At 70.6% G+C, this 20,550-nt stretch carries 14 protein-coding genes and 1 pseudogene; 6 read left to right on the top strand and 9 right to left on the bottom strand.

Annotated features, from left to right (window positions below; translation table 11 throughout):
- Positions 1-127: 127 nt before the first annotated feature.
- A complete protein-coding gene (locus tag DDW44_RS19260) occupies positions 128-1,294 on the top strand; it encodes a pentapeptide repeat-containing protein (RefSeq protein ID WP_341867076.1) in 1,167 nt (388 codons plus the stop codon).
- 125 nt (positions 1,295-1,419) lie between these two features.
- Here the strand turns inward: DDW44_RS19260 and DDW44_RS32860 are convergent.
- The 4 genes and pseudogenes from DDW44_RS32860 to DDW44_RS19235 form a co-directional block, all read right to left on the bottom strand.
- Positions 1,420-1,530: pseudogene (locus DDW44_RS32860) on the bottom strand (IS630 family transposase); the annotation flags it as partial.
- Between the two features lie 255 nt (positions 1,531-1,785).
- Positions 1,786-2,823 carry a hypothetical protein gene (locus DDW44_RS19245; protein ID WP_108907179.1) on the bottom strand — a complete coding sequence of 346 codons (1,038 nt, stop codon included), beginning with the start codon at positions 2,821-2,823 and terminating at the stop codon, positions 1,786-1,788.
- Between the two features lie 31 nt (positions 2,824-2,854).
- On the bottom strand, positions 2,855-4,519 hold the full coding sequence (locus tag DDW44_RS19240) for a DNA/RNA non-specific endonuclease (protein WP_108907178.1): 1,665 nt from the start codon (positions 4,517-4,519) through the stop codon (positions 2,855-2,857).
- A gap of 555 nt (positions 4,520-5,074) precedes the next feature.
- The gene (locus DDW44_RS19235; protein ID WP_208647980.1) at positions 5,075-8,446 is read right to left on the bottom strand and encodes an ALF repeat-containing protein; all 3,372 of its coding nucleotides are present in this window, start codon (positions 8,444-8,446) and stop codon (positions 5,075-5,077) included.
- Positions 8,447-8,991: 545 nt separating this feature from the next.
- On the opposite strand from DDW44_RS19235, the gene DDW44_RS19230 reads away from it, so the two are divergent.
- Together DDW44_RS19230 and DDW44_RS19225 are read left to right on the top strand one after the other, a co-directional pair.
- Complete coding sequence (locus tag DDW44_RS19230) at positions 8,992-9,519, top strand: hypothetical protein (protein ID WP_208647979.1); 528 nt, start codon at positions 8,992-8,994, stop codon at positions 9,517-9,519.
- An 84-nt stretch (positions 9,520-9,603) separates the two neighbouring features.
- On the top strand, positions 9,604-11,145 hold the full coding sequence (locus tag DDW44_RS19225) for an FG-GAP-like repeat-containing protein (protein WP_167455514.1): 1,542 nt from the start codon (positions 9,604-9,606) through the stop codon (positions 11,143-11,145).
- 384 nt (positions 11,146-11,529) lie between these two features.
- On the opposite strand, the gene DDW44_RS19220 is transcribed toward DDW44_RS19225, so the two are convergent.
- Complete coding sequence (locus DDW44_RS19220; RefSeq protein ID WP_108907176.1) at positions 11,530-11,691, bottom strand: DUF255 domain-containing protein; 162 nt, start codon at positions 11,689-11,691, stop codon at positions 11,530-11,532.
- Positions 11,692-12,411: 720 nt separating this feature from the next.
- Between DDW44_RS19220 and DDW44_RS19215 the strand changes: the two genes are divergently transcribed.
- Positions 12,412-15,714 carry a tetratricopeptide repeat protein gene (locus DDW44_RS19215; protein ID WP_108907175.1) on the top strand — a complete coding sequence of 1,101 codons (3,303 nt, stop codon included), beginning with the start codon at positions 12,412-12,414 and terminating at the stop codon, positions 15,712-15,714.
- A gap of 271 nt (positions 15,715-15,985) precedes the next feature.
- Here DDW44_RS19215 and DDW44_RS19210 read toward each other — a convergent pair whose 3' ends face one another.
- Together DDW44_RS19210 and mca are read right to left on the bottom strand one after the other, a co-directional pair.
- Positions 15,986-16,228, bottom strand: coding sequence for a hypothetical protein (locus DDW44_RS19210; protein ID WP_018889170.1), 243 nt, complete (start codon positions 16,226-16,228; stop codon positions 15,986-15,988).
- Between the two features lie 138 nt (positions 16,229-16,366).
- On the bottom strand, positions 16,367-17,248 hold the full coding sequence (gene mca / locus DDW44_RS19205) for a mycothiol conjugate amidase Mca (protein WP_026165042.1): 882 nt from the start codon (positions 17,246-17,248) through the stop codon (positions 16,367-16,369).
- Positions 17,249-17,346: 98 nt separating this feature from the next.
- On the opposite strand from mca, the gene DDW44_RS19200 reads away from it, so the two are divergent.
- Both DDW44_RS19200 and greA read left to right on the top strand, forming a co-directional pair.
- Positions 17,347-17,763 carry a DUF4307 domain-containing protein gene (locus tag DDW44_RS19200; RefSeq protein ID WP_108907174.1) on the top strand — a complete coding sequence of 139 codons (417 nt, stop codon included), beginning with the start codon at positions 17,347-17,349 and terminating at the stop codon, positions 17,761-17,763.
- Positions 17,764-18,004: 241 nt separating this feature from the next.
- Entirely contained in the window at positions 18,005-18,502 is a 498-nt protein-coding gene (gene greA / locus DDW44_RS19195) for a transcription elongation factor GreA (protein WP_018889172.1), read from the top strand.
- Between the two features lie 102 nt (positions 18,503-18,604).
- Here greA and DDW44_RS19190 read toward each other — a convergent pair whose 3' ends face one another.
- Together DDW44_RS19190 and DDW44_RS19185 are read right to left on the bottom strand one after the other, a co-directional pair.
- Positions 18,605-19,456 carry an ABC transporter permease gene (locus tag DDW44_RS19190; protein WP_017946359.1) on the bottom strand — a complete coding sequence of 284 codons (852 nt, stop codon included), beginning with the start codon at positions 19,454-19,456 and terminating at the stop codon, positions 18,605-18,607.
- Complete coding sequence (locus DDW44_RS19185) at positions 19,453-20,499, bottom strand: daunorubicin resistance protein DrrA family ABC transporter ATP-binding protein (RefSeq protein ID WP_027734185.1); 1,047 nt, start codon at positions 20,497-20,499, stop codon at positions 19,453-19,455. The genes DDW44_RS19190 and DDW44_RS19185 overlap by 4 nt, the downstream gene beginning before the upstream one ends.
- Positions 20,500-20,550: the final 51 nt, after the last annotated feature.

Raw genomic sequence — 20,550 nt, 5'->3', positions numbered from 1 at the left:
CACCTCTGCAGCGGGCGCAGAGTCGAGGCCCACCGTTGCACGACTTCCGCCTCCGCCAAGAAGACGGACGTACTGCTCTGATCGGATAGGTGCACCGGCTTCCGTGCTGCCCTGCGATCATGTGCGCATGGATACGGGGGGATCTGCTCATGGCCGCCGCTCGGCGGTGGTCTCTCGGCTGCGTCGGGTCAGTTCCGCTCTTCCTGCGGTGGCGGCGGTGCTGGCGGTGCTCGCCGCGCTGGCCGTAGTGGTAGTGGTGCTCCCGGGGCTGGTGGTCGAGCGCGATCTCGGCGGGGCCAGCATCTCGGCCGCTGAACGGCTCGGAGCTGTGAACAACGTACGCACAACGCTCGTGCAGGCGGTCGGTGGCGCTGTCGTCCTCTTCGGTGCGTACGCAACCTGGCGGCAGTTGAGGGTCAACCAGGAGGGTCTGAACGCTACCCGGGAGGGACACATCACCGACCGCTTCAGCCGGGCGGTCGACCAGCTCGGCGGCGAGAAGACGGACGTGCGGATCGGCGGCCTCTACGCACTGTGGCGGATCGCGGACCATTCGGCTCACGACCGGGAGGCGGTCATCTCGATCAAGGCCGCGTTCCTCCGGACTCACCTGCCATGGCCTCCGCAGGGACAGGACTCCCCGGCGGCGGAAGCCTCCATCAACTCCGTGCCTCCGCTGGAAACCCGTGCCCCGGATGCCCAGGTGGCGCTCACCGGCCTCGGAGTCCTGTGCCAGGAACGCCGGCCCGACTGGCTCAATGTCAGCTACACCGACCTGCGTCGGGCCGACTGCGACGGACTGTGGCTGCACCACATCAACTTCGACGGCGCCTGCCTGGAAGCGGCGAGTATCTACCAGGTCAACCTGACCAAGGCATCGCTGATCGCGGCCAACATGCGGCACGTGGAGCTCGGGACGTCGATTCTCCACCAGAGCCGCTGCATCGAAGCTGACATGCGCGGCGCTCGCATGGTCAGGGCCGACCTCAGCGACGCTGACTTCTCCGGAGCCGACCTGCGGGAGGCGAATCTGCGCAAGGCGCGGGGTCATGGCACCAAGTTCACCGGCGCGGATCTGAGACTGGCTGACCTCCGAGGAACCGACCTCACCGGTGCCGACCTGACACGAGCGAAGCTGGAGGGCGCACTGGCGAGCGACGTCACCATCTGGCCGACGGACTTCGACATTCAGGCGGCTGGCGTCGTCATGGTCGAGGATCCCGGCGCCGAGCCGAGCATTCTTCTGCATGCCGCCGCGCTCGCGAGGAACGTCCCGCCACTGCGTTCGGCTTAACGCTCCAACCGAGGGGGCCCGTCAGGCGGCTGTACTGAGGGGTCGTCCGCCCCGGCGGATGCCCTTCCCGCTGCGGATGCGGGCGCGTTCCTTGTGCTGTGCGGTGAGCACGTCGGGGTGGCGGGCATCATCGCGCGCCGGTATCGCACTGAACTGGTACTGCCCCGGCGCACGATCTTCTGCAGCCGCTGCCCCTCCTGGTCGGTCAATCCGCGCACACGGACATGCTCAGCCACCGCACCTCCACGGTCGGAACGAACGTCACAGCACATCCAACCGCCCCAACCGCCAACCCGGCGAACCTATGCGGTCACGGCACTACATGCATCTGGTGCCTGATGTGATGCGCTCCATCACGTTTCGCTGGTCCAGCCCTTCGCGATGCGGCCAGGGGCGTCGGCGGGCCAATGGAGCGGCCCGCCGACGCAGCTCAGTCCGGGGTATGGGCAACGTGCTCGTGGCGTCTCGGTGTACTTGGGCGCCGGGCTTGCTTACTGGACCAGCTCGATATGGGGGTGGGACGGGTCCACGGGGCAGGCGTGGAGCTGGAGGTTGTAGCCGCCGACGATGTCGATCAAGGTGAAGTTGCCGTACCGGGCGCCCAGGGGAGGTGGGGACGGGTCCGTCCGGCCCTCCTCGGCGATCCAGGTCTCGCTGCCGCCGTCCCATTCCAAGGAGGCGATGGTAAGGAGCGGAACCTGCTCGGTGCCGCACTCGGGGCAGGGGCGGGGTTTGGGGTCGGTGAGGCCCCAGCGGGTCCAGCCGCGGGTCTTCCAACCGGGGGCGGTGGAGAGGTTGTTCAGGTAGAGCTCGCCCGGGTCGTCCGCGTACGTGTCGTACCGCGCGGGGTCGATCGTCTCCCAGCGGCTCGTGTCGTCCAGTTGATCCTGAAGCTCCTTGTCCAGCTCCGAGGGGTTGGGGTACTCGGTGACCTGCTCCGGAGAGAACAGGCATGGCTCCGGGAGGTAGCAGTCCCTCTGGACGATGGGCGGCTCGGGCGGTGCGTCGAGAACGTCGGTGACGGTGCCGGAGGAGCGCCAGAAGAGGGCTGTCCGGGGGTGGGCCATCTCGTGGTCGAAGGGGCACCAGAGGACCTGGAGGAGGTCCGCGTCGGGCGGGCGCGGGAAGGGGACGTCGCGTGCGTAGAGCTGGGCGACGGGGAGGAGGGCGATCGGGCCGTCGAACCACGGGCGGCCCGCGAGCCGCTCCCAGGTCGCCCGTTCTTCGGGAGTCCACTGGGGTGCCTCGGGGTCGAGGCGCCGCCGCTCGGCCGCCGCGGCGCGGTCGCGGCGGAGGAGCCGGACGTCGTCCGGGGAGTGGACCACCGGCGCCGCGCGGCTGTCGTGCGGCTCGTCGCAGTACGGCCACGGCTCGTCGGCGGGCCACAGCAGCGGCCCGCCGACAGAGCTGTCGTGCACGGTCGGCGACCCCGGCCTCGGGTGCAACCGGGTCGCCGTGCGCGCCAGCGGAGCCAGCTGAGGGAAGAGCGCGGTGATGTCGAACGGCCGCGGTGGGGTGGTGAAACTCATGTCGGCTCCCGTTGACGCGAACTGAGTGGGGTCAGTTACCGAGGTTGTACAACCCAGTGTTCGAGAAGGTATTGGTGACGAAGACGTTGGGGAACAGTTCCTCGGTCGTCCCGTTCGCCCGTTGGATATTGGCGTTCATCGTGACGCCCACCGGGATGGTGCTCTTCGCGTCCTGGTAGACGGGTGTCACCTGGTAGAAGATCGCGTCGTTCGTTCCGAGAACCCGATTCGGATCGTTGCCCTTGACCAGGTCCTCCCCCATCTTCTCGTACGTTCGCATGCTGGGCGAGCCCGTGTTCATCCCGACCTGCCAGCAAGGGACGAGGTTGAACCGAGTTCTCTTGCTCGTGCCCTTTCCACCGAGGACCTTCGGGATGAGATGACACCGGGACTGGTCGTAGGTGAGGTTGTTCGCCTCCGCGTACTCCACCGCGTCCTTCATGCCGGTGACGGGATTGCTGGTATCGGTCCCCTCCTTAACGTTCAGCCCCACGCATGCCTGCGCCCGGGCCGGCCTGAATCCGCTCCCGCCCGCCGGGTCGCTCTTGTTGACGAGAGGTACCGCTTCGGTGGCGTTGTGGAACCAGCCGTCGCCGTTGGGATGCGAGTTGATCGGCGAGTCGTCGTTCAGGCAGCTGGCCTGCGGGCCGGTGTCCGGCAACGAGAACGTCAGCTCGAACTGGTCGGCGTCGATCACGCGCTGATCCTTGAAGCCGTCGGCAAGCTGAGTGTCGGCGAACTGCTTCTCGGCGGGCGTGACATGGGCCTGGACGCAGGGGGCGGTACGGTCCAGGAGGTGGGCGTCGTTCAGGACGTAGGTGTCCCATTCGCCGTTGCCAAGGTTGGGGATCACCGTGACGCACCGATCGCCGGGGGCACCGCCCTCCTTCGCCTCCCCGAAGGGGAAGTCGGCGCAGGTGTCGGGGTCGACGAGCTCCGGCTCGGCCGTGAAGCCGCCGCAGGTGGCGGCGGTACGACCGGCCACACCGCTCGTCGACCGGGTCAGGGGGCTACCCTTCTTGCCCCAGGTGCCGTTGAGGTTGTTCTGCGCCCAGCCGTAGGCGGCGACGGCGCCACCCGGGTCCGAGCTCTGCGCGCTCATCGGCACGACGGCCATGACCGAGGGAACGACGCATCCCGCCGACGAGGCGCCCCCGACCGCGTCGTCGCAGCGGATCTTGCGGGGGTTGTCCCAGGACGCGTTCGGGTCGACGGCTGTGGCGCCAGGTGAGGTCACGTACAGCTTGTACGCGGTGGTGAACTCCGCGACGGCACCCGCCGCGGGAGCCGAGAAGTACGAGACGGTGCCGGTGAGGGACTGGCCCGGGGTCAGGTCTCCGCCGTACCAGGGTGCGGTCTTCGTCGTCGAGCAGCCGGTCGTGCAGGAGGCACGGAACTTTGCGTTGAGGGCGGTGACGTCGCCGCTCCCACTGGTCATCTTGACGGTGACTTGCTCGTTCCAGGCCTTGCCCTGCTTCGGGAGCGTCGCGCTGGTCGAGACCTGCAGGGTGCCGCGTCCGATCTCCTTGCCGTTACTGTCGCGCAGGATGTAGAGAACGTTCACCCCGGTCACGCAGTACTCGAAGCGCTTGTAGCTGTAGTTGCCGGGGTTGGTGATGTCGCAGCCGCCGGTGCCGGCGACCGCGACTGCGGCCCGGCTCCGCTGTGGTGTCGCGGTGGCGGGGCTCGTGCTCACACATGCCTTCGCGGCGCCTGCCCGGCGTTCCTTCGAGCCCGCCTGCGTGGGCTCACAACGCTCCCCTGAACGCGCCCGGAACGCGGCAGTCTCGGTGAGGGAGGTGGTGGCTGGAAGGTCCGCCGAGTCAAGCCTGCTCACCCGCTGCGGCTTCTCTTCGGCCCTCTGCTGCGCCGGGCTCATGCCGGTCGTGGAGAGCCCCAGCGTCACCACCGCCACCAGGGCCAGTACGGTCGACCGGGCACGTCTCCGTCCGGGCCGACCAGGTCGTATCGCATGCATGATTGTCATACCTCTCTCGTTGGCGTGGGTGCCCCGATGGCTTCGGTAAGGGGCAATGAGGGGCACCACCGGCACAGCGCCGCCCCTCGGGCAGCGGGCAACTGCCGAACATGCAGGAGATCCGGGACCGGCACGGTTAGCAGTTCGCCCGCGTGGGAGTCGTTCTCGGGCGGTGGGGACCGGCCGGGCCACCGGGCTCGTCGGCGCCGGGATCGTCCGGGCTCGGGCCGAGGCCGTTCGGCTCGACCCGGGCGCGGAGCACTGCGACGCAGGTCAGAAGATGGTCGACAGGACCTTGGTGGCCCCCGACACGACGTCCTCGCCGACGTCGGCGATCTTGCCGACGACGGGCTTGATGAGCTTGCCCCCGAGCCCCTTGTCCGCGGCACCGATCCACTTGGATTGGCCGAAGGTGACCAGGCTCAGACCGGTGCCGATGGCGGAGTCGATGAACTCGCTACTGGTGAAGCCGTATTCGATGCCGGTGAAGAGGGTGCCGAGGCCGCTGGCGCCCATCGAGACCGCGGCGAAGAAGCCGGCGGCCGCGGCGGCCGGGGGGAACACGAAGGCGGCGAGGGCGCAGCCCGCGGCCAGGAATCCGGCGCCGACACTGATCGCGTTGAATGCGTCGGCGTAGAAGCCGGCGTCGTTCCACCACTCGTCGGCGTCCGCGCTGGTGCCATTGGGGTTGATCTGGTCGTTGGTTTCCTTGTCGGCAGGGTCGATCTTGGCCTCCCGCTCACGGAGGGCCTTCTCGGCAGCCGCCTTGGCAGCGGCCCTGACCTCGGCCTCACGCTTGGCCGCAGCGATCCGCCTGGCCTCAGTAGCCGCGGCCGCCGCCGTCGCCGCGTCCTTACCCGCTGCGATCGAGGAGGCGCGGGCGCTGGCGGCCGAAGCCTGGGCGCTGTAAGACGACTTGAGGGCGGAACGGGCGGAGTCCATCGCCTTGTTCGCCGAGTAGTTCGCGGAGCGGGCGGCGCTACGGGCGGTCGACGCCGCCGCGCTCGCCTTGTCCGCGGACGCCTTGGCAGCGGCCGCGGACTTGTCGGCCGCGTCCGCGTTCCGCCTGGCCTCGGCGGCGTAGTCCTCGGCCTTGGCCGCGGAGTCAAGTGCCTTGGCCGCCCACTCCCTGGCTTCGGCGGCGGCACTCCGGGCGTCGGCGGCGGCCTTGGACGCCAAGGCGGCGTTCTCCTGCGCCTTCTCGGCGACCTTCGCCGCAGCAGCGATGGCGCCCCGGATCGCGGCGACATGGGTGGCGGTGTCGTGGTCGAGCTGGGCCGTCCGGTACTGCACAAGGGAGACGAAGTTGCGGCGCATCCAGGTGGGCCCCTCCATGGCCACCTCGGCGTACGCCTTGGTGAAGGCGCCCCCGGTCTTCATCAGCGTGACGGTGCGGACCGCGTCGTCCTCCCGTATCGCCTCGGGGTAGTCGTGGTCGAAAAAGTTCTGCAGCGATTCGGTGGTGTTGAGGTCGAGTGCCTTGTTCGCCGCCTCGGTGACGGCCTTGCCGTCGGGGTTCGAGTCCAGGATCCGAATGATCGCCACCCGGTTGTCCTCGTCGGAGGCCCTCTTCATGCCGCCGGTGAGGAAGTCGCCGACCGCCTTGGAATCGGGGCTCTCCAGGGCGGCCTGGGCCGCCTTGGCGATCTTGGGGCCGGCGATCGTGGCCACGTGGAGCGTGGTCTCCCGGTCGTCTTGAACCTGGGCGAGGTGCCGGTCGAGGTCGATCCAGGCGTACAAGTCGTCGTCCGTGCCGGAGAGAGCGAACTGGGCCGCCTGCCTGGTCCAGGCACCCCTGGAGTTGAGCAGGGCGACGGCTGCTTTGCGCCCTTGGACCGCCGCGAGCCCCATGTCGTTCGCCGCTAGCGCCTGCTCGGCCTTGGTGATCAGGTCTTTGGTCGCCTGATCGGTCTGCTGCGCCTGGGCGATCTTGTTCTGATAGGCAGTCATCTCCTTCGTTTCGATCTCAGCGAGCAGCCTGACCTCGTCGATGGCCTGCAGTTTGTCCTGCTCAAGGGTTTCCGCCTCGGCCTTCCGCGCGTTCTGCTCCACCAGGAGGGCGTCCGAGACGGCCTTGGTGGCCGTGTTGGCGGCCAGCATGGCCGCCGCCGCATGGGCGGTGGACCTGTTGGCGTAGTCGACGGCCTGACCCGCGTACTTCACGGCCTCCTCGGCGGCGGCCGCCGCCTTGTCGGCGTGGTCCGCAGCGGCGTTGGCGGCGTCCCGGGCGGTGCGGGCGGCCGCGGCCGCGGTGGTGGCGAGGGTATGTGCGGCGGAGGCGGCGCTGGTGGCCCGGTTCGCGGCGCTGGACGCGATCGCGGCCTGGCGCTTGGCCTCCGCGGCCTCCGACTGTGCGGCACCGGCGGCGGCACCGGCCTGGGCGGCGGCGTTCGCGGCGGCGGCCGCGTTGCGTGCGGCGGAGGCAGCGGCGGAACCGGCGGCGGCGGCCTTGGTTCCGGCGACGGCGGCCTGGTCGGCCGCCTTGGCCGCGGTACGCGCCTTGGCCGCGGCGTTGCGGGCGGCGACCGCCGCGTTCTTGGCGGCCTCGGCCTTGCCGGCATCCTTGGAGGCACCGATCGCGGCGTGGAAGGCGCGGGCCGCGGCGCTGCCGGCGTTCGCGGCGGCCTGGGCGGCGCCGGTGGCGGCCCAGGAGGCGCGACGGGACGCCGACACAGCGGCGTTCGAGGCGTTGATGGCGTTACGAGCGGCATCCGCCGCGCCCTTCGCGGCGCCTGCCGCCTTGCGGGCCGCCGCCCCGGACTTCTGCACATCCTGCTGGGCGGCCGCTGCCTCGGCGGCGGCCTTCTCCGCTGCCTCCTTCGCCTTGTCGGCGGCGGTCTGGGCGCGTGCGGAGGCCTCGACGGCCAGGTTCGTCTCGCGCTCTGCGCGCTTGCCCTCCCGCTGGACAACGGCGACGAGTTCCTCGATCGTCGCCGACTCCTGGTCCCGGGCACGGGCGATGTGCTGCCCGGTCTCGACGAACCACTCCACGTCGGACGCGCTGCCGCTGAGGGCGCGGTCGGCGTACTTCTGCACCTCCGGGCCGGCCTGCGTCAGCATGGTGGCGACCTGGACGCGGGTGTCCTCCAGGCGTGCGTCGTACTGGGTGTCGGTGAGGAACGCGATCAGAGACTGCTCGGTGCCGGCGGTCAGGGCGGCGGTGGCGGCTCGCCGGACCGCTCTGTCGCCGGTGCCCGACACGATGGTGGTGGCCACCTGGAGGTCCTCGAGGATGGCGGGTTTGAAGCCGCCCCTCAGGAAGTCGGCGATGGCGGCGTCACCGTTGTCGAGGGCGGCGACGGCCTCACGGCGCAGGCCCTTGCCCGCGCGGTCCAGGCTGCTGACGAGGGCGACGCGGTTGTCCTGCACGGTCTGGTTCGGCAGCGTTTCGGCCAGGAAGGTCTGGATCTCGCTGTCGGAGCCGAACAGCGCGTGGGCGGCTGCGGACTTGACGCCCCTTCCGCCCGATATCCAGGCCTTGACCACCTTGGCCCGTTCGGTGTCCGGCAGTGGGACGGGATCCGGCGCAGTGCCCTCCACGGCGGCGGCGACCGGGGCGAGGAGCACCGAGGGCGTAGAGGCTACGGCGGTGGTGGCGGCGAGCGCACCAAGCACGCGGCGCCGGCTCCAGAAAGTGGTCTGCATAAGAGAGTTGTCCTCGTGTGGGCTGTGGGCAGGACATGCCGGATTTCCCTGGCAGCCGGTTTCCGACGTGCCCGTGGGACGGAATGCCCATGGGTGCGAAGTCGCGTGTTGGCGGTGCTCGTTGTAGTGCCGGACCATATCAACTGCTGATGCGGACAATGCAATTGAAGAGATCGACCCCCAGCGGAATTTGGCAATCCGCTTTTGACCGCCCCTCAGGACGTATTTGCACGTTCTTTACAAATGTCGGCTCAACCTTTATCAGGGGTGACACAGATCACCAAGCATGCGTAGAGATTGCTCCGATATGCGTGGGTTTTTTCACTCGCCCTGAGGGCTACTTCATGCTGGTATGGCGAAGCGGATGATGATCGCCGGGACAGGGGGCCTCTCGTTTCGAGAGGTAAGGGAGATGCTTTTCACAGGAGTTGGAGCCCGGCAGGGCGATGTTGATATCGCATTCCTGTGCACCCGATTTCGAGCCCGATGATGAACATTCGGCCGCCAGCGACGAACTTGGGGATGCAATGAAGGAATACAGCAGAATGCCCGCGAAGCCGCAGCGCAAGCGGCTTGCTCGGCGGGCATCGGGCGCGGCCGCGGTCGGCGCCCTGGCTTGGATCGCGGCGACCACGGGCATCCCCGGCGGGGCGTCGCAGCAGACGGGCCCCACCGCACTGGTCGCGGGGGACGCCCCCGGTTACGCGGTGGAGGATTTCACCTACCCGCACGCGGACAAGATCCTCGCCGAGAAGAACATCGTCCTCAAGCGCGGTGACGGCCACATCACCCTGGCCGACTGTACGGCCGGCACCGGCCTCCTGGAGCTCCTGGCCCGTGACAGGACGGACAAGATCTGCTTCAAGGTGGTGGGCGACTCCGGCTGGCTGAGCCTGGAGATCCCCGCGGTCTACGCGGTGAAGGGCAACGACTACACGACCTCGATCGACATGACCGTAGGTACCGAGGAGAAGTCGTTCGACATCGATAAGAACGCCTGGACCTCGGTGGGTGAAACCGCGGACCCCGAGGGCCGCGATCACCTGCTGGTCGAGATCAGGTCCTCCAAGTAGCCGCAGGTCACCATCGACATGCTCACCAGTCCGCGGTCCGGTGCCCACAGGACGCGCGGCCCTCGTGCCCAGGAAACCACATTCATGTACCTCTTCAGACGCCCCCGTCTCTCCGCGCTGGCCGCTGCCCTGCTCGCGGCCCCCGTCGTGCTGAGCGCTGCCCCCGCCACCGCACTCACCGGAGTCGACGCCCCGGCACAGCTGAACTACGTCGCGAAAATCAGCGTCGGTGAACAGGCCGCCTGTACCGGCACCCTCATCGACCGGCAGTGGGTCCTGACCGCGGCCACCTGCTTCGCCGCGGACGGCAAACTCCCCGCAGGCAAACCCGCCATCAGCACCACTGTCACTGTCGGCCGTGCCGACCTGACCCAGACCGGCGGCAGCGTCCTGTCGGCCATCCGGCTCGTCCCCCATGCCGACCGGGACCTGGTGCTCGTCAAACTCGCCGCCAAGATAACCGATCCGGGCATCACGCCCGTCCGGTTGGCGACCACGCCCGCCAGTGCGGGTGAGGAGCTGATGAAGGCCGGATTCGGACGCACCAAGACCGAATGGATGCCCGACAAACTCCACACCGGCACGTTCACCGTCGCCTCAACCACGGCCACGACAGTGGACCTCAACGGCTCCGACACCGCGACCGTCTGCAAGGGCGACGCCGGCGGTCCCGCCCTGCGCACCGTCAACGGCACCACGGAACTCGTCGCCATCAACTCCCGTTCCTGGCAGGGTGGATGTTTCGGAAGCGACCCCGCCGAAACCCGTACCGGTGCCATCGACACCCGTGTTGATGGCATCAGCGACTGGGTCGATCACGCCACCTCGCGCAATCCGGACGACCTCACCGGTGACGGCAAGGCCGACCTCGCGGCCGTCAAGAGCGACGGCATTCTATGGGTCTACCCCGGCACCGGAAAGCCCGGCATGAACGCCCTGGGCACCCGCTTCCAGGCCGGCACCAGCTGGACGAGTCAGGACGCCATCACCACCGGCGACCTCAACAACGACGGCATCGGCGACCTCCTGTCCCGTCAGGCGTCCGACGGCACGCTGTGGGTCTACCCCGGCACCGGAAAGCCCGGCATGGACGCCTTCCCCAGCCGCTACCAGGTCGGCAGAAGCTGGCAGACCCAGGACGTCACTCGCACCGGGGACTTCAACAGTGACGGGATCACCGATGTGCTGACCCGTCAGGCGTCCGACGGCACGCTGTGGGTCTACCCCGGCACCGGAAAGCCCGGCATGGACGCCTTCCCCACCCGGTACCAGGTCGGCACCTACTGGAAGAGCCAGAACGTCATCACCACCGGCGACCTCAACAACGACGGGCGCACCGACGTGTTGTCCCGTCAGGCGTCCGACGGCACGCTGTGGGTCTACCCCGGCACCGGAAAGCCCGGCATGGAGACCTTCGGCACCCGGTACCAGGTCGGCAGAAGCTGGCAGACGCAGGACGTCACTCGCACCGGGGACTTCAACAGCGACGGGATCACCGATGTGCTGACCCGTCAGGCGTCCGACGGCACGCTGTGGGTCTACCCCGGCACCGGAAAGCCCGGCATGGACGCCTTCCCCACCCGGTACCAGGTCGGCACCAGCTGGGGGCCCTACCGCATCATCTGAGCGGCGGGATGACCTGCGACTCTCCCCCGCACTCCTCGCAAGGGTGCGGGGGAGATCCCTGAACTGTCGGCAGTACCGGCACCGGCGAGTACCCCGGAGCGATATCACTGGCGACAACAGGGCCGACCTTCGGCGTCACGACAGCGCCCCCGGCCATCGACCGGGGGCGTTCTGTGCACCGTGTCAGGCGGCTTCACTGAGCGGCGCCCCGGAGGTCCCAAGGTACGTCCGCACCATTGTGCAGCGCTCAGCGCCCCACTCGGGTGAGGCGGCAAGCTGGGCCTGCGGCCCAGACGGCGATCTCAGCTTCGAAGCGGCCCCGCTTCGCGCTCACGCGGCAACTCCCGGTAAGAGAACCAGGGAGGACTACCGGGTTGTCTTCATCTACTGGCACCAATGGCACGCAGAGTATCCGACCGAGAGCAGAACGGGGGACATCGCGCCGCTTCGCCTCTTGGAACGCCTCGAGTCCCCACGGCACCAGGCGACCGGATTGTCCGCGTGCTGAAGCGGATATGGCGAGGTCGTACCCGCCGACCGGTTCAAACGCCCGAGCCTCTCTCAGCGCCCCGCGCGACCGACGAAACCCTCACGGGCCCGCTCCACCGGCTGGATTGCACACGTGGGCCATCACATGGCGGGCAGTGCCTCCTCCTCCGAGTCGGCGTCGAACTCTTCCCGACGTTCCCCCGCCCGGGCGACCCGACACCGGACGGAAGGGCACCGGCTCGGTGCCCGGGCCGCCGGTACGGCAGCGGCGCGGGCTCGGCTCGCCGCCGTCGGCCGGAGACCGCGACACGGGCGCCCCGGCGACCGGGTGACGGCACGGCGGAGCGGGGAGAGACCCGCATCTCTCCCCGCTCCCGCCGGGCCCGGGTGCCAGCGGCCCGGCGCGCCGGACGGCTCGGCGGCCGTCCGGCGGCCTACGGCGGCTTCCGGGTGGCGGTCGGCAGGAAGCAGCGCAGCGAGACTTCGTGAGAACCACCCGGAGCCGCCACTCATCTGAGGGTCCTTCTCCTCGTGGCGTCCTCCTCCTCGCAGTCGGTACAGGGGACTTGGGTGTCTGCCAGGGGGCCCTCCCTTCGTGGCCGCTGAGTCCGTCATCGACCGGCTGCCCTGGGCATTCCCGGACAAACGTCCGCCAATAGGGTGGTATCGGTGGGGGCGGGTCGGTTCAGCGCGCGGCAGGACCGCCTCGGAAGGGGTGTGATCGGCGGACTCCCTCGCGCCGCCGCGCGTCCCGCAGGACACTTGGCACCGGAACGGATGCGGAAGCTGTCGGAGGGGGACCACATGCGGGACGGCCACCGGGCGGAAGCCGAGCGGCTGTTGGTGCGGGCCGTCGAGGAGGAGGTGCGCCGCTCCGGCGGCAGGACGGACCCGGCGGCGCTGCTCGCACGCGGCCGCGAGGCACTGGAGACGATGGCGGCGAGCGCCGGCGAGGAGTACGCGGCGTACCTCGGCGCACTGGAGGAGGCGGAGGCCGGGCACTCGCCCCTGGCCGAGCGGTTCAGCCGGCAGTCGATGTCGACCCCCCTGCTGGTCACCGCCGTCGCGGCGGCCGCCGCGATCGGCGCCGACATGGCCCTGGGTACGGCGACGGGCACGGCGCTCGGCGCGGGTGCCGTCGTCGCGGTGGCGGGAGCGGCGGCGACCGTCGCCAAGGTGACGGCCGCCCACTGGCCGGCGGCGCATCGCAGGGCCGGCGCGCTCGGACAGCCGGGCGGCCCCGAGCAGTTGCGGCTGCAGTGGCTGACGGCTCTGGAGGTCCGGGGTGTCCGCCCCTTCCTGGACCAGCAGCGGATGCTGGCGGCCGCCACCGCCCGCCCGGTGAGGAAGACGGTGGCGGGCCCGCCGCTGCGCGGGGCGGACCGCAGCCAGGCCGCCCGCAGGCGCAGTGTGCTGGAGCAGTCGTTCGCGCATCTCCCGGAGCCCGGGGGGCCGTTCGCCGGGCGCCGGGAGGCGATGGCGCAGATCGCGCAGTGGGTGCACGCGGCGCGGGCGTCGACGGAGACCAGGCCCACGGTCGTGGTGCTGCACGGCGAGCCCGGGTCCGGCCGCACGACGCTCGCGCTGCGGGCCGCCCGTGAACTGAGGGACCAGTTCCGGGGCGCGTGCCTGGTGGACCTGCGCGGCGGGTCCGGCGAGCAGCCGCTCTCGACGCGGGACGCGCTGCTGCATCTGCTGAACCGGCTCGGCGCGCCCCGGGAGCAGCTGCTGTTCCGGGAGCGGTCGTCGCCCGAACAGCAGGTGCGCCGCCTCGGCGAGCTGTACCACCAGTACCTGACGGGGCTGCCCGTCACCGTCGTACTGGACGACGCGAGCGACCCCCGGCAGGTGCGGACCCTCCTACCGGAACGCTCCGACAGCCTGGTGCTGGTGACGGCGCGGGAGCCGCTGGAGCTCCCGGCGGACCTCCCGGCCTGGGTGTACCGGCTGCCGGTGGAGGCCCTGGACGCGGCGGGCGCCGAGGAACTGCTCGCGGCGTCCGCCGGGGAACCGCCGGCGGACCCGCACGACTCCCGCTCGATGGACACGATCCGGGAGCTGTCCGGCGGGCTGCCGCTGGCGCTGCGGATCGCGGGTTCGGCCCTGGGCACCCGCACCCCGCAGTCGCTGGCCGACGGGCTCGCCTCGTACGGCCCGGTGAGCCCGGTGGAGCGGGCGCTGTGGCTGCGCTACACGGATCTGCCGGACCAGGGCCGCCGGCTGCTGCGCAGGCTCGCGCTCGTCGGCCGGGCGTCCCTGGGTGCCGCCGCCGCGTCGGCGCTGCTCGGCACGGACGAGTCCGAGGCGCAGCGGCTGCTGTCGGAGCTGGCGCGCGCGGGGCTGCTGGACCGGGTGCGCGGGGGTTCCGCCACGCCCCCGGGCGCCGCCGCGCGTCCGCAGGGCCCGGGGGCAGCGGGTGGGGAGCGCTACCGGTTGCACGACGCCGTGCGGGCCTTCGCCCAGGCGCGGCTGCTGGACGAGGAGGAGCAGGCCGAACGCACGGCCGCGCAGGAGCGGTTGATCATCGGGTACGCGGAGCTCGCCGACACGGTGATCCGGCTGGTCGACGGGAAGACCTCGACGCGTGCCGACATGTTCGCCCGGACCTCGGCCGGTCACGGCTTCACCTCGCTGGAGGCGGCGCTGCGCTGGCTGGACGACGAGTCGAGCTTCATCACGGCGGCGCTCCGGCACGCCGAGGGCGTGGACCAGCGGGCCGTGCTGAACCTCCTCGGTGCCCTGTGCGACTACTGCCTGCTGCGCGGCGACCTCTACCGGCTCGGCGAGATCAGCGAACTCACCCAGGCCGTCGACCAGGGCCTGCTGGTCCGCTCGGTGCAGTGGCGCACCGGTATCGCCGCCCGGCAGCTCGGTGAGCTGGACAAGGCGCGCACCACCCTGACCTCCGTGGTGGACCTGTACCGCGAGGCGCAGCACGACGCGGGCGCGGCCCGGGCCCTGTGCTCCCTCGGCATCACCCTGCACCACCAGGGCAACCTGACCGAGGCGTCGGCGAAGCTGCGCGAGGCGATCGAGCTGCAGTCGTCCAAGGAGCTGGCCGCCGACCGGGCGTGGACCCTGCACGCGCTGGCGGCGGTGGAGCGGGACCGGGCGAACATCGCCGAGGCCCTGGCGCTGCTCGAGACCGCCGTACGGCTGCACCGGGAGAGCGAGTCGCTGCACGGCGAGGCCTGGTCCCACTTCCAGTTCGGGCAGGTGCACCTGCGCCTGGGCCGAGTGCCGGAGGCGGAGTCGTCCCTGCGGCTGGCGCTCGACCTGTACGGGCGCACCCAGGACGAGCGGGGCGAGGCGTGGGCGCTGACCCAGCTGGCCCGGGCCCGGCTGGTGGACGGCGATCCGTCACCGGCGGTGGAGCAGCTGAACCAGGCCCTCGCCCGGCATCGCGAGAACGAGGACGCGCGCGGCGAGGCGTGGACCCTCTACTACCTGGGGCAGGCGCTGGAGGAGTGGGGCGAGCGCGACCAGGCGGTGCGGGAGCTGGAGCGCGCCCGGACGATGTTCTCCCGGATGCGGGACGTGTACGGACTGGCCTGCGCCCGCCACCACTCCGGGCGCGCCACCCGTGACCAGCGCGCCGCGCAGACGGGCAACCTGCGCAACTCCGGATTCGCCCGCCAGCTCCTGGTCGACGCCCGTGCGGACTTCCAGCGCATCCGGGTGTCCCACGGGGAGGCGTGGACCTGCCTCGAGCTGGCCGTGGTCGACGCCGGCAACGGCCGTTCCGCACAGGCGCTGGGCCTCTGCGACGAGGCCGCCGCGCTGTTCGCCTCGTACGGCGACCGCCGGGGCGCGGACTGGGCCGCCTTCCTGCGCTGCACGCTGCTGCCGTACGCCTCGGCGGGCGGGGTGGAGGTGGGCACGGTGGTCGCGCAGGAGGAGCTGGCCGCACTGCGCGAGGGGTCCCACCCGGCACGGGACGGCCGGCTGGAGGACTGCGTGGAGGCGTTCACCCTGGTCCTGGAGCGCGGGGTGCGGCTGGAGGACGGCTGGCAGGCGTGGCAGCTGGGCATGGTGCCCGGCCGGCACGCCCGGGAGGTGATGGGCGTGCCCGTGGACTGAGTTCCGCCGGGGGCGGTCGCCGGGGTCCGGGGGGCGGTCGGTCGCGGCCGGCGGCCGGGTCCCGGGGGGTGGTGTCTGCCGGGGTCCCGGGGCGGTCTGCCGGGGGCGGCCGTCCGGGTCCCGGGCCGGGCCAGCCCGTCCGGATCGGCCGGCCCGGTCCGCCCGCCCGGGCGGGGACGGGAGTCCCGGCTCGGCGCCGAGGGGGGCTTCGCCTGCCCCGCAGGCCCGGCGCCGGGACCGGTGGCACGGGACCGGCGCTACGGGAGCGGCGCTAGTCGCCCTTCGCCGGCTCGGTGCCGGCCGGGGACGCGGTGCCCGCGGGCGCGGTCGGCGCCGGGGCCTCCTCGAAGTTCACCCGGTTCATATGGCGGTTCATCGACTTCATCAGCAGCCAGACGCCGGCCGCCATCACGGCGAAGACGATGAATCCGAGGACGCCGGGTGTCACCTTGTTCTCGTCGAGCTCCTTGGCGAGAGGGACGAGGTGCGTCATCGCCAGGCCTGTGCTGCTCATCGGTCGCTCCTTGGGTGGATGTACCGACCATACCCGGGCGTCCGCGCCGCCCTCCCCCGGCCCACCCGGGGCCAGGACGGGCACGGCGGGAACCGGGAGGGGAAGGGGGGAAGGGGCGGGAACCGGGAGGCGGCCGGTTCAGACGCTCTCGCGGACTCCGGCGAACAGGTCGTCCTCCGGCAGGGAGGTGTCGACGAGGGACTTGGCGAGCTCGTACTCCTCGGTCGGCCACACCGCCCGCTGGATCTCCATCGGGACGCGGAACCAGCCGCCGTCGGGGTCGATCTGGGTGGCGTGGGCGATCAGCGCCCGGTCCCGGGTCTCGAAGAAGTCGCCGCACGGCACGAACGTGGTGAGGGTCCGCTCGGCACGCTGGAACTCCTTCCAGCGCTCCAGCCACTCCCCGTACGGGGACTCCAGGCCGCGCTCCAGCAGCGCCTCGTGGAGGGCGACGGTGCGGGGGCGGTTGAAGCCCTGGTTGTAGTAGAGCTTCCGGGCCTGCCAGGCCGGGCCGTACGCGGACTCCGGGTACTTCTCGGTGTCCGCCGCACCCTCGAAGGCCACCATCGTGATCTTGTGGGTCATGATGTGGTCGGGGTGCGGGTAACCGCCGTTCTCGTCGTACGTGGTGATGACCTGCGGGCGGAAGGAACGGATCCTCCGCACCAGTTCGCCGGCCGCCTTGTCGACGTCCTCCAGCGCGAAGCAGCCCTCGGGAAGCGGGGGCAGCGGGTCGCCCTCCGGCAGGCCCGAGTCGACGAAGCCGAGCCACTCCTGCTTCACGCCCAGGATCTCGCGGGCCTCGTCCATCTCCTTGCGGCGTACCTCGTGAATGTTCTCCTCGATGTACCGGTCACCCTGGAGCTTGGGGTTGAGGATGGAGCCGCGCTCTCCTCCCGTGCAGGTCACGACCAGCACGTCCACCCCCTCGGATACGTACTTGGCCATCGTGGCCGCGCCCTTGCTCGACTCGTCGTCGGGGTGGGCGTGGACGGCCATCAGTCGCAGCTGCTCAGTCAAGACTCGATCCTCGGTGATGTGTCGCATCGGACGGCTTCTATAGTGACGGAAACCGGGGGGCGAAAATTCCGGCGTCTTTCGGGAATGAGAGGACGATCATGGGCGCGGTGCGCGAGGGGCTTCCCGAGGGCCGTTACGGGCGCTCGGCGGACGAGCGCGCCGACCGCAGGCTCAGGGTCGTCGGCGCGGTACTCGGCGCCGGCTTCGTCGCCATGATCGCCTGGTTCGGCTACGACTACGTCAGCGGCCAGCGGATCAGCGCCGAGATCATCAAGTTCGACGTCACGGCGGAGGAGCACGTCCAGGTGCACCTCGAGGTCCGGAAGGACGACGACGCCCAGGGCTACTGCACCCTGCGCTCGCGCGCCGAGGACGGCTCCGAGGTCGGCCGGCGCGACGTCCGCTTCGACATGCCCGAGACGCGGGTGGACCAGGTGGTCACCGTGCGTACGACGGCGAAGGCGACGAGTGCCGAGCTGGTGGGGTGCACGGCGGACGACGGGCCGAAGCGCTGACGCCTCCCGGTCGGTGGCGCCTCCCGGTCGGTGGCGCCTCCCGGTCGGTGGCGCCTCCCGGTCGGTGGCGCTGACCTGCCCCGCTGACCCGCCCCGCTGACCTGCACTGACACAAGTCGGGGGCTTTCGGTCCTCCCCCTCTCCGTCGCCAATTGTTAGGCTCGTGGTTTCGCCCACTCGTGGAGGTACATCCTTCTGGGTAGGGCGATGCTTTGTATCCCAGTACCTACGAGGAGCACCTGTGACCCAGACCAGCGAGAACGTCACCTGGCTCACCCAGGAGGCGTACAACCAGCTCAAGGCCGAGCTGGAGTACCTGTCTGGTCCCGCGCGCGTCGAGATCGCGAAGAAGATCGAGGCGGCCCGTGAGGAGGGCGACCTGCGGGAGAACGGCGGGTACCACGCGGCCAAGGAGGAGCAGGGCAAGCAGGAGCTCCGGGTGCGCCAGCTGACCCAGCTCCTGGAGAAGGCCAAGGTCGGCGAGGCCCCGGCGGACAACGGCACGGTGGCCCCCGGCATGGTGGTGACGGTCGCCTTCGACGGCGACGAGAGCGACACCGAGACCTTTCTGCTCGCTTCCCGCGAGTACGCGTCGGGCGACATCTCGACGTACTCGCCGCAGTCCCCGCTCGGCGCGGGCGTGAACGGCAAGAAGGTCGGCCAGGACGCCGAGTACGAGCTGCCCAACGGCAGGACGGCCATGGTGAGGATCCTCGAGGCCAAGCCGTACCAGGGCTGACGCACCGCGTCCCCGCCCCGCGCAAGAGGGCCCCGGCAGCGTCGGATCGCTGCCGGGGCCCTCCGCCGTCCACGGGGACGGTACGACGCGGGGTCGCGGGGGTCAGACCGCCGAGCGGTACTTGCGCACCGCGAGAGTGCGGAAGACCGCGATGATCAGGATGGAGTAGATGATCGACGCGAGCACCGGGTGCTGCATGGGCCATGCGTCGGACGCCGAGACGCCCGGGTTGCCGAAGAGTTCACGGCAGGCCTGGACGGTGGCGCTGAACGGGTTCCACTCGGCGATGGTCTGGAGCCACGGCGTCATCTTGCTGGAGTCGACGAACGCGTTCGAGATGAACGTCACCGGGAAGAGCCAGATCAGCCCGCCGGACGTGGCCGCCTCGGGCGTGCGGACCGACAGGCCGATCAGCGCGCCGATCCACGAGAAGGCGTAGCCGAGGAGCAGCAGCAGGGCGAAGGCCGCGAGCGCCTTGAGGACGCCCTCGTGGATCCGCCAGCCGACCAGCAGCGCGACGACGGCGAGGACCACGACGGTGAGCGCGGTCTGCACCAGGTCGGCGAGGGTACGGCCGGTGAGGACCGCACCGCGCGTCATGGGCAGCGACCGGAAGCGGTCGATGAGGCCCTTGTGCATGTCGTCGGCGATGCCCGCCCCGGCGCCCGCGGTCGCGAACGTGACGGTCTGGGCGAAGATGCCCGCCATCAGGAACTCCCGGTAGACGGACGAGGACGTCGACCCGCCGATCTGCATGGAGCCGCCGAAGACGTAGCTGAACAGCACCACGAACATGATCGGCTGGATCATCCCGAAGATGATCATCTCCGGGATCCGGGTCATCCGGATCAGATTGCGCTTGGCGACGACGAGCGAGTCGTTCACCGACTGCCCGATGCCGCCGCGCGGGCGGGGCGCCGCTACGCGGTCCGCCGCTTCCTGGACGGTGGTCACTTCACGGCCTCCTTTCCGGCCTTGCGGTCCCTGCCCTGCCTGGCGGCCGGCACCTCGCCGCTCTCCTCGGCGGTCCCCTCGGCGCCCTGCTCGACGTGGCGGCCGGTCAGGGAGATGAAGACGTCGTCGAGTGTCGGGCGGCGCAGGCCGATGTCGTCGATCTCGATGCCGACGGCGTCCAGCTCACGGATCACCTCGGCGAGCAGCTTGGCGCCGCCGCTCACCGGAACCGTGAGCTTGCGGGTGTGCTCCTCGACCGCGATGTCACCCGCGGCCTCTCCTTCCGCGCCGAAGCGCTGGAGGATGTCGCGGGCCGGGGCGATCTCCTCGGGCCGGTGGACGACGACCTCGACGCGCTCCCCGCCGGTGCGGGCCTTGAGCTGGTCCGCGGTGCCCCGGGCGATGACCTTGCCGTGGTCGACGACGCAGATGTCGTCGGCGAGGTGGTCCGCCTCCTCCAGGTACTGGGTGGTCAGCAGCAGGGTGGTACCGCCGCCGACGAGCTCCTTGATGACCTCCCACAGCGCCTGGCGGTTGCGCGGGTCGAGACCGGTGGTGGGCTCGTCCATGAACATCACGGGCGGGGAGACGACCAGCGCGGCGGCGAGGTCGAGGCGCCGGCGCATACCGCCGGAGTAGGTCTTCGCCGGGCGGTCGGCGGCGTCGGCGAGGTTGAACCGCTCCAGCAGCTCGCTCGCCCTGGCCTTCGCCGCCTTCCCGTTCATCTGGTACAGCCGGCCGACCATCTGCAGGTTCTCGCGGCCGGTCAGGTATTCGTCGACCGCGGCGAACTGGCCGGAGAGCCCGATCGACCGCCGGACTTCGTTGGGGTGCTGGAGGACGTCGATGCCCGCCACGACGGCCCTGCCGCTGTCGGGGCGGAGCAGGGTGGTCAGGACGCGCACGGCGGTGGTCTTGCCCGCGCCGTTCGGGCCGAGGAGGCCGAGGACGGTGCCCTCGGGAACGTCGAGATCGACTCCGTCCAGAGCCCTTACCTCGCCGAAGGTCTTGACCAGACCCTCGGCGTAAATGGCGCCTGGCATGTGGGTACTCCCAGTCAGGTGGTGACGGTGGTCTTTATCGCTTGCCTACTT

It is taken from the genome of Streptomyces tirandamycinicus (genome assembly GCF_003097515.1).
Lineage (GTDB): Bacteria > Actinomycetota > Actinomycetes > Streptomycetales > Streptomycetaceae > Streptomyces > Streptomyces tirandamycinicus.
The sequence above is the reverse complement of the archived record's forward strand: the minus strand, read 5'-3'. Positions and strand labels throughout refer to the sequence as shown.

Coding starts and splice junctions, on each gene's coding strand:
- DDW44_RS19260 (WP_341867076.1), top strand. CDS start 128: ATGGATACGGGGGGATCTGCTCATGGCCGCCGCTCGGCGGTGGTCTCT.
- DDW44_RS19245 (WP_108907179.1), bottom strand. CDS start 2,823: ATGAGTTTCACCACCCCACCGCGGCCGTTCGACATCACCGCGCTCTTC.
- DDW44_RS19235 (WP_208647980.1), bottom strand. CDS start 8,446: ATGCAGACCACTTTCTGGAGCCGGCGCCGCGTGCTTGGTGCGCTCGCC.
- DDW44_RS19230 (WP_208647979.1), top strand. CDS start 8,992: ATGCCCGCGAAGCCGCAGCGCAAGCGGCTTGCTCGGCGGGCATCGGGC.
- DDW44_RS19225 (WP_167455514.1), top strand. CDS start 9,604: ATGTACCTCTTCAGACGCCCCCGTCTCTCCGCGCTGGCCGCTGCCCTG.
- DDW44_RS19215 (WP_108907175.1), top strand. CDS start 12,412: ATGCGGAAGCTGTCGGAGGGGGACCACATGCGGGACGGCCACCGGGCG.
- DDW44_RS19210 (WP_018889170.1), bottom strand. CDS start 16,228: ATGAGCAGCACAGGCCTGGCGATGACGCACCTCGTCCCTCTCGCCAAG.
- DDW44_RS19200 (WP_108907174.1), top strand. CDS start 17,347: ATGGGCGCGGTGCGCGAGGGGCTTCCCGAGGGCCGTTACGGGCGCTCG.
- DDW44_RS19185 (WP_027734185.1), bottom strand. CDS start 20,499: ATGCCAGGCGCCATTTACGCCGAGGGTCTGGTCAAGACCTTCGGCGAG.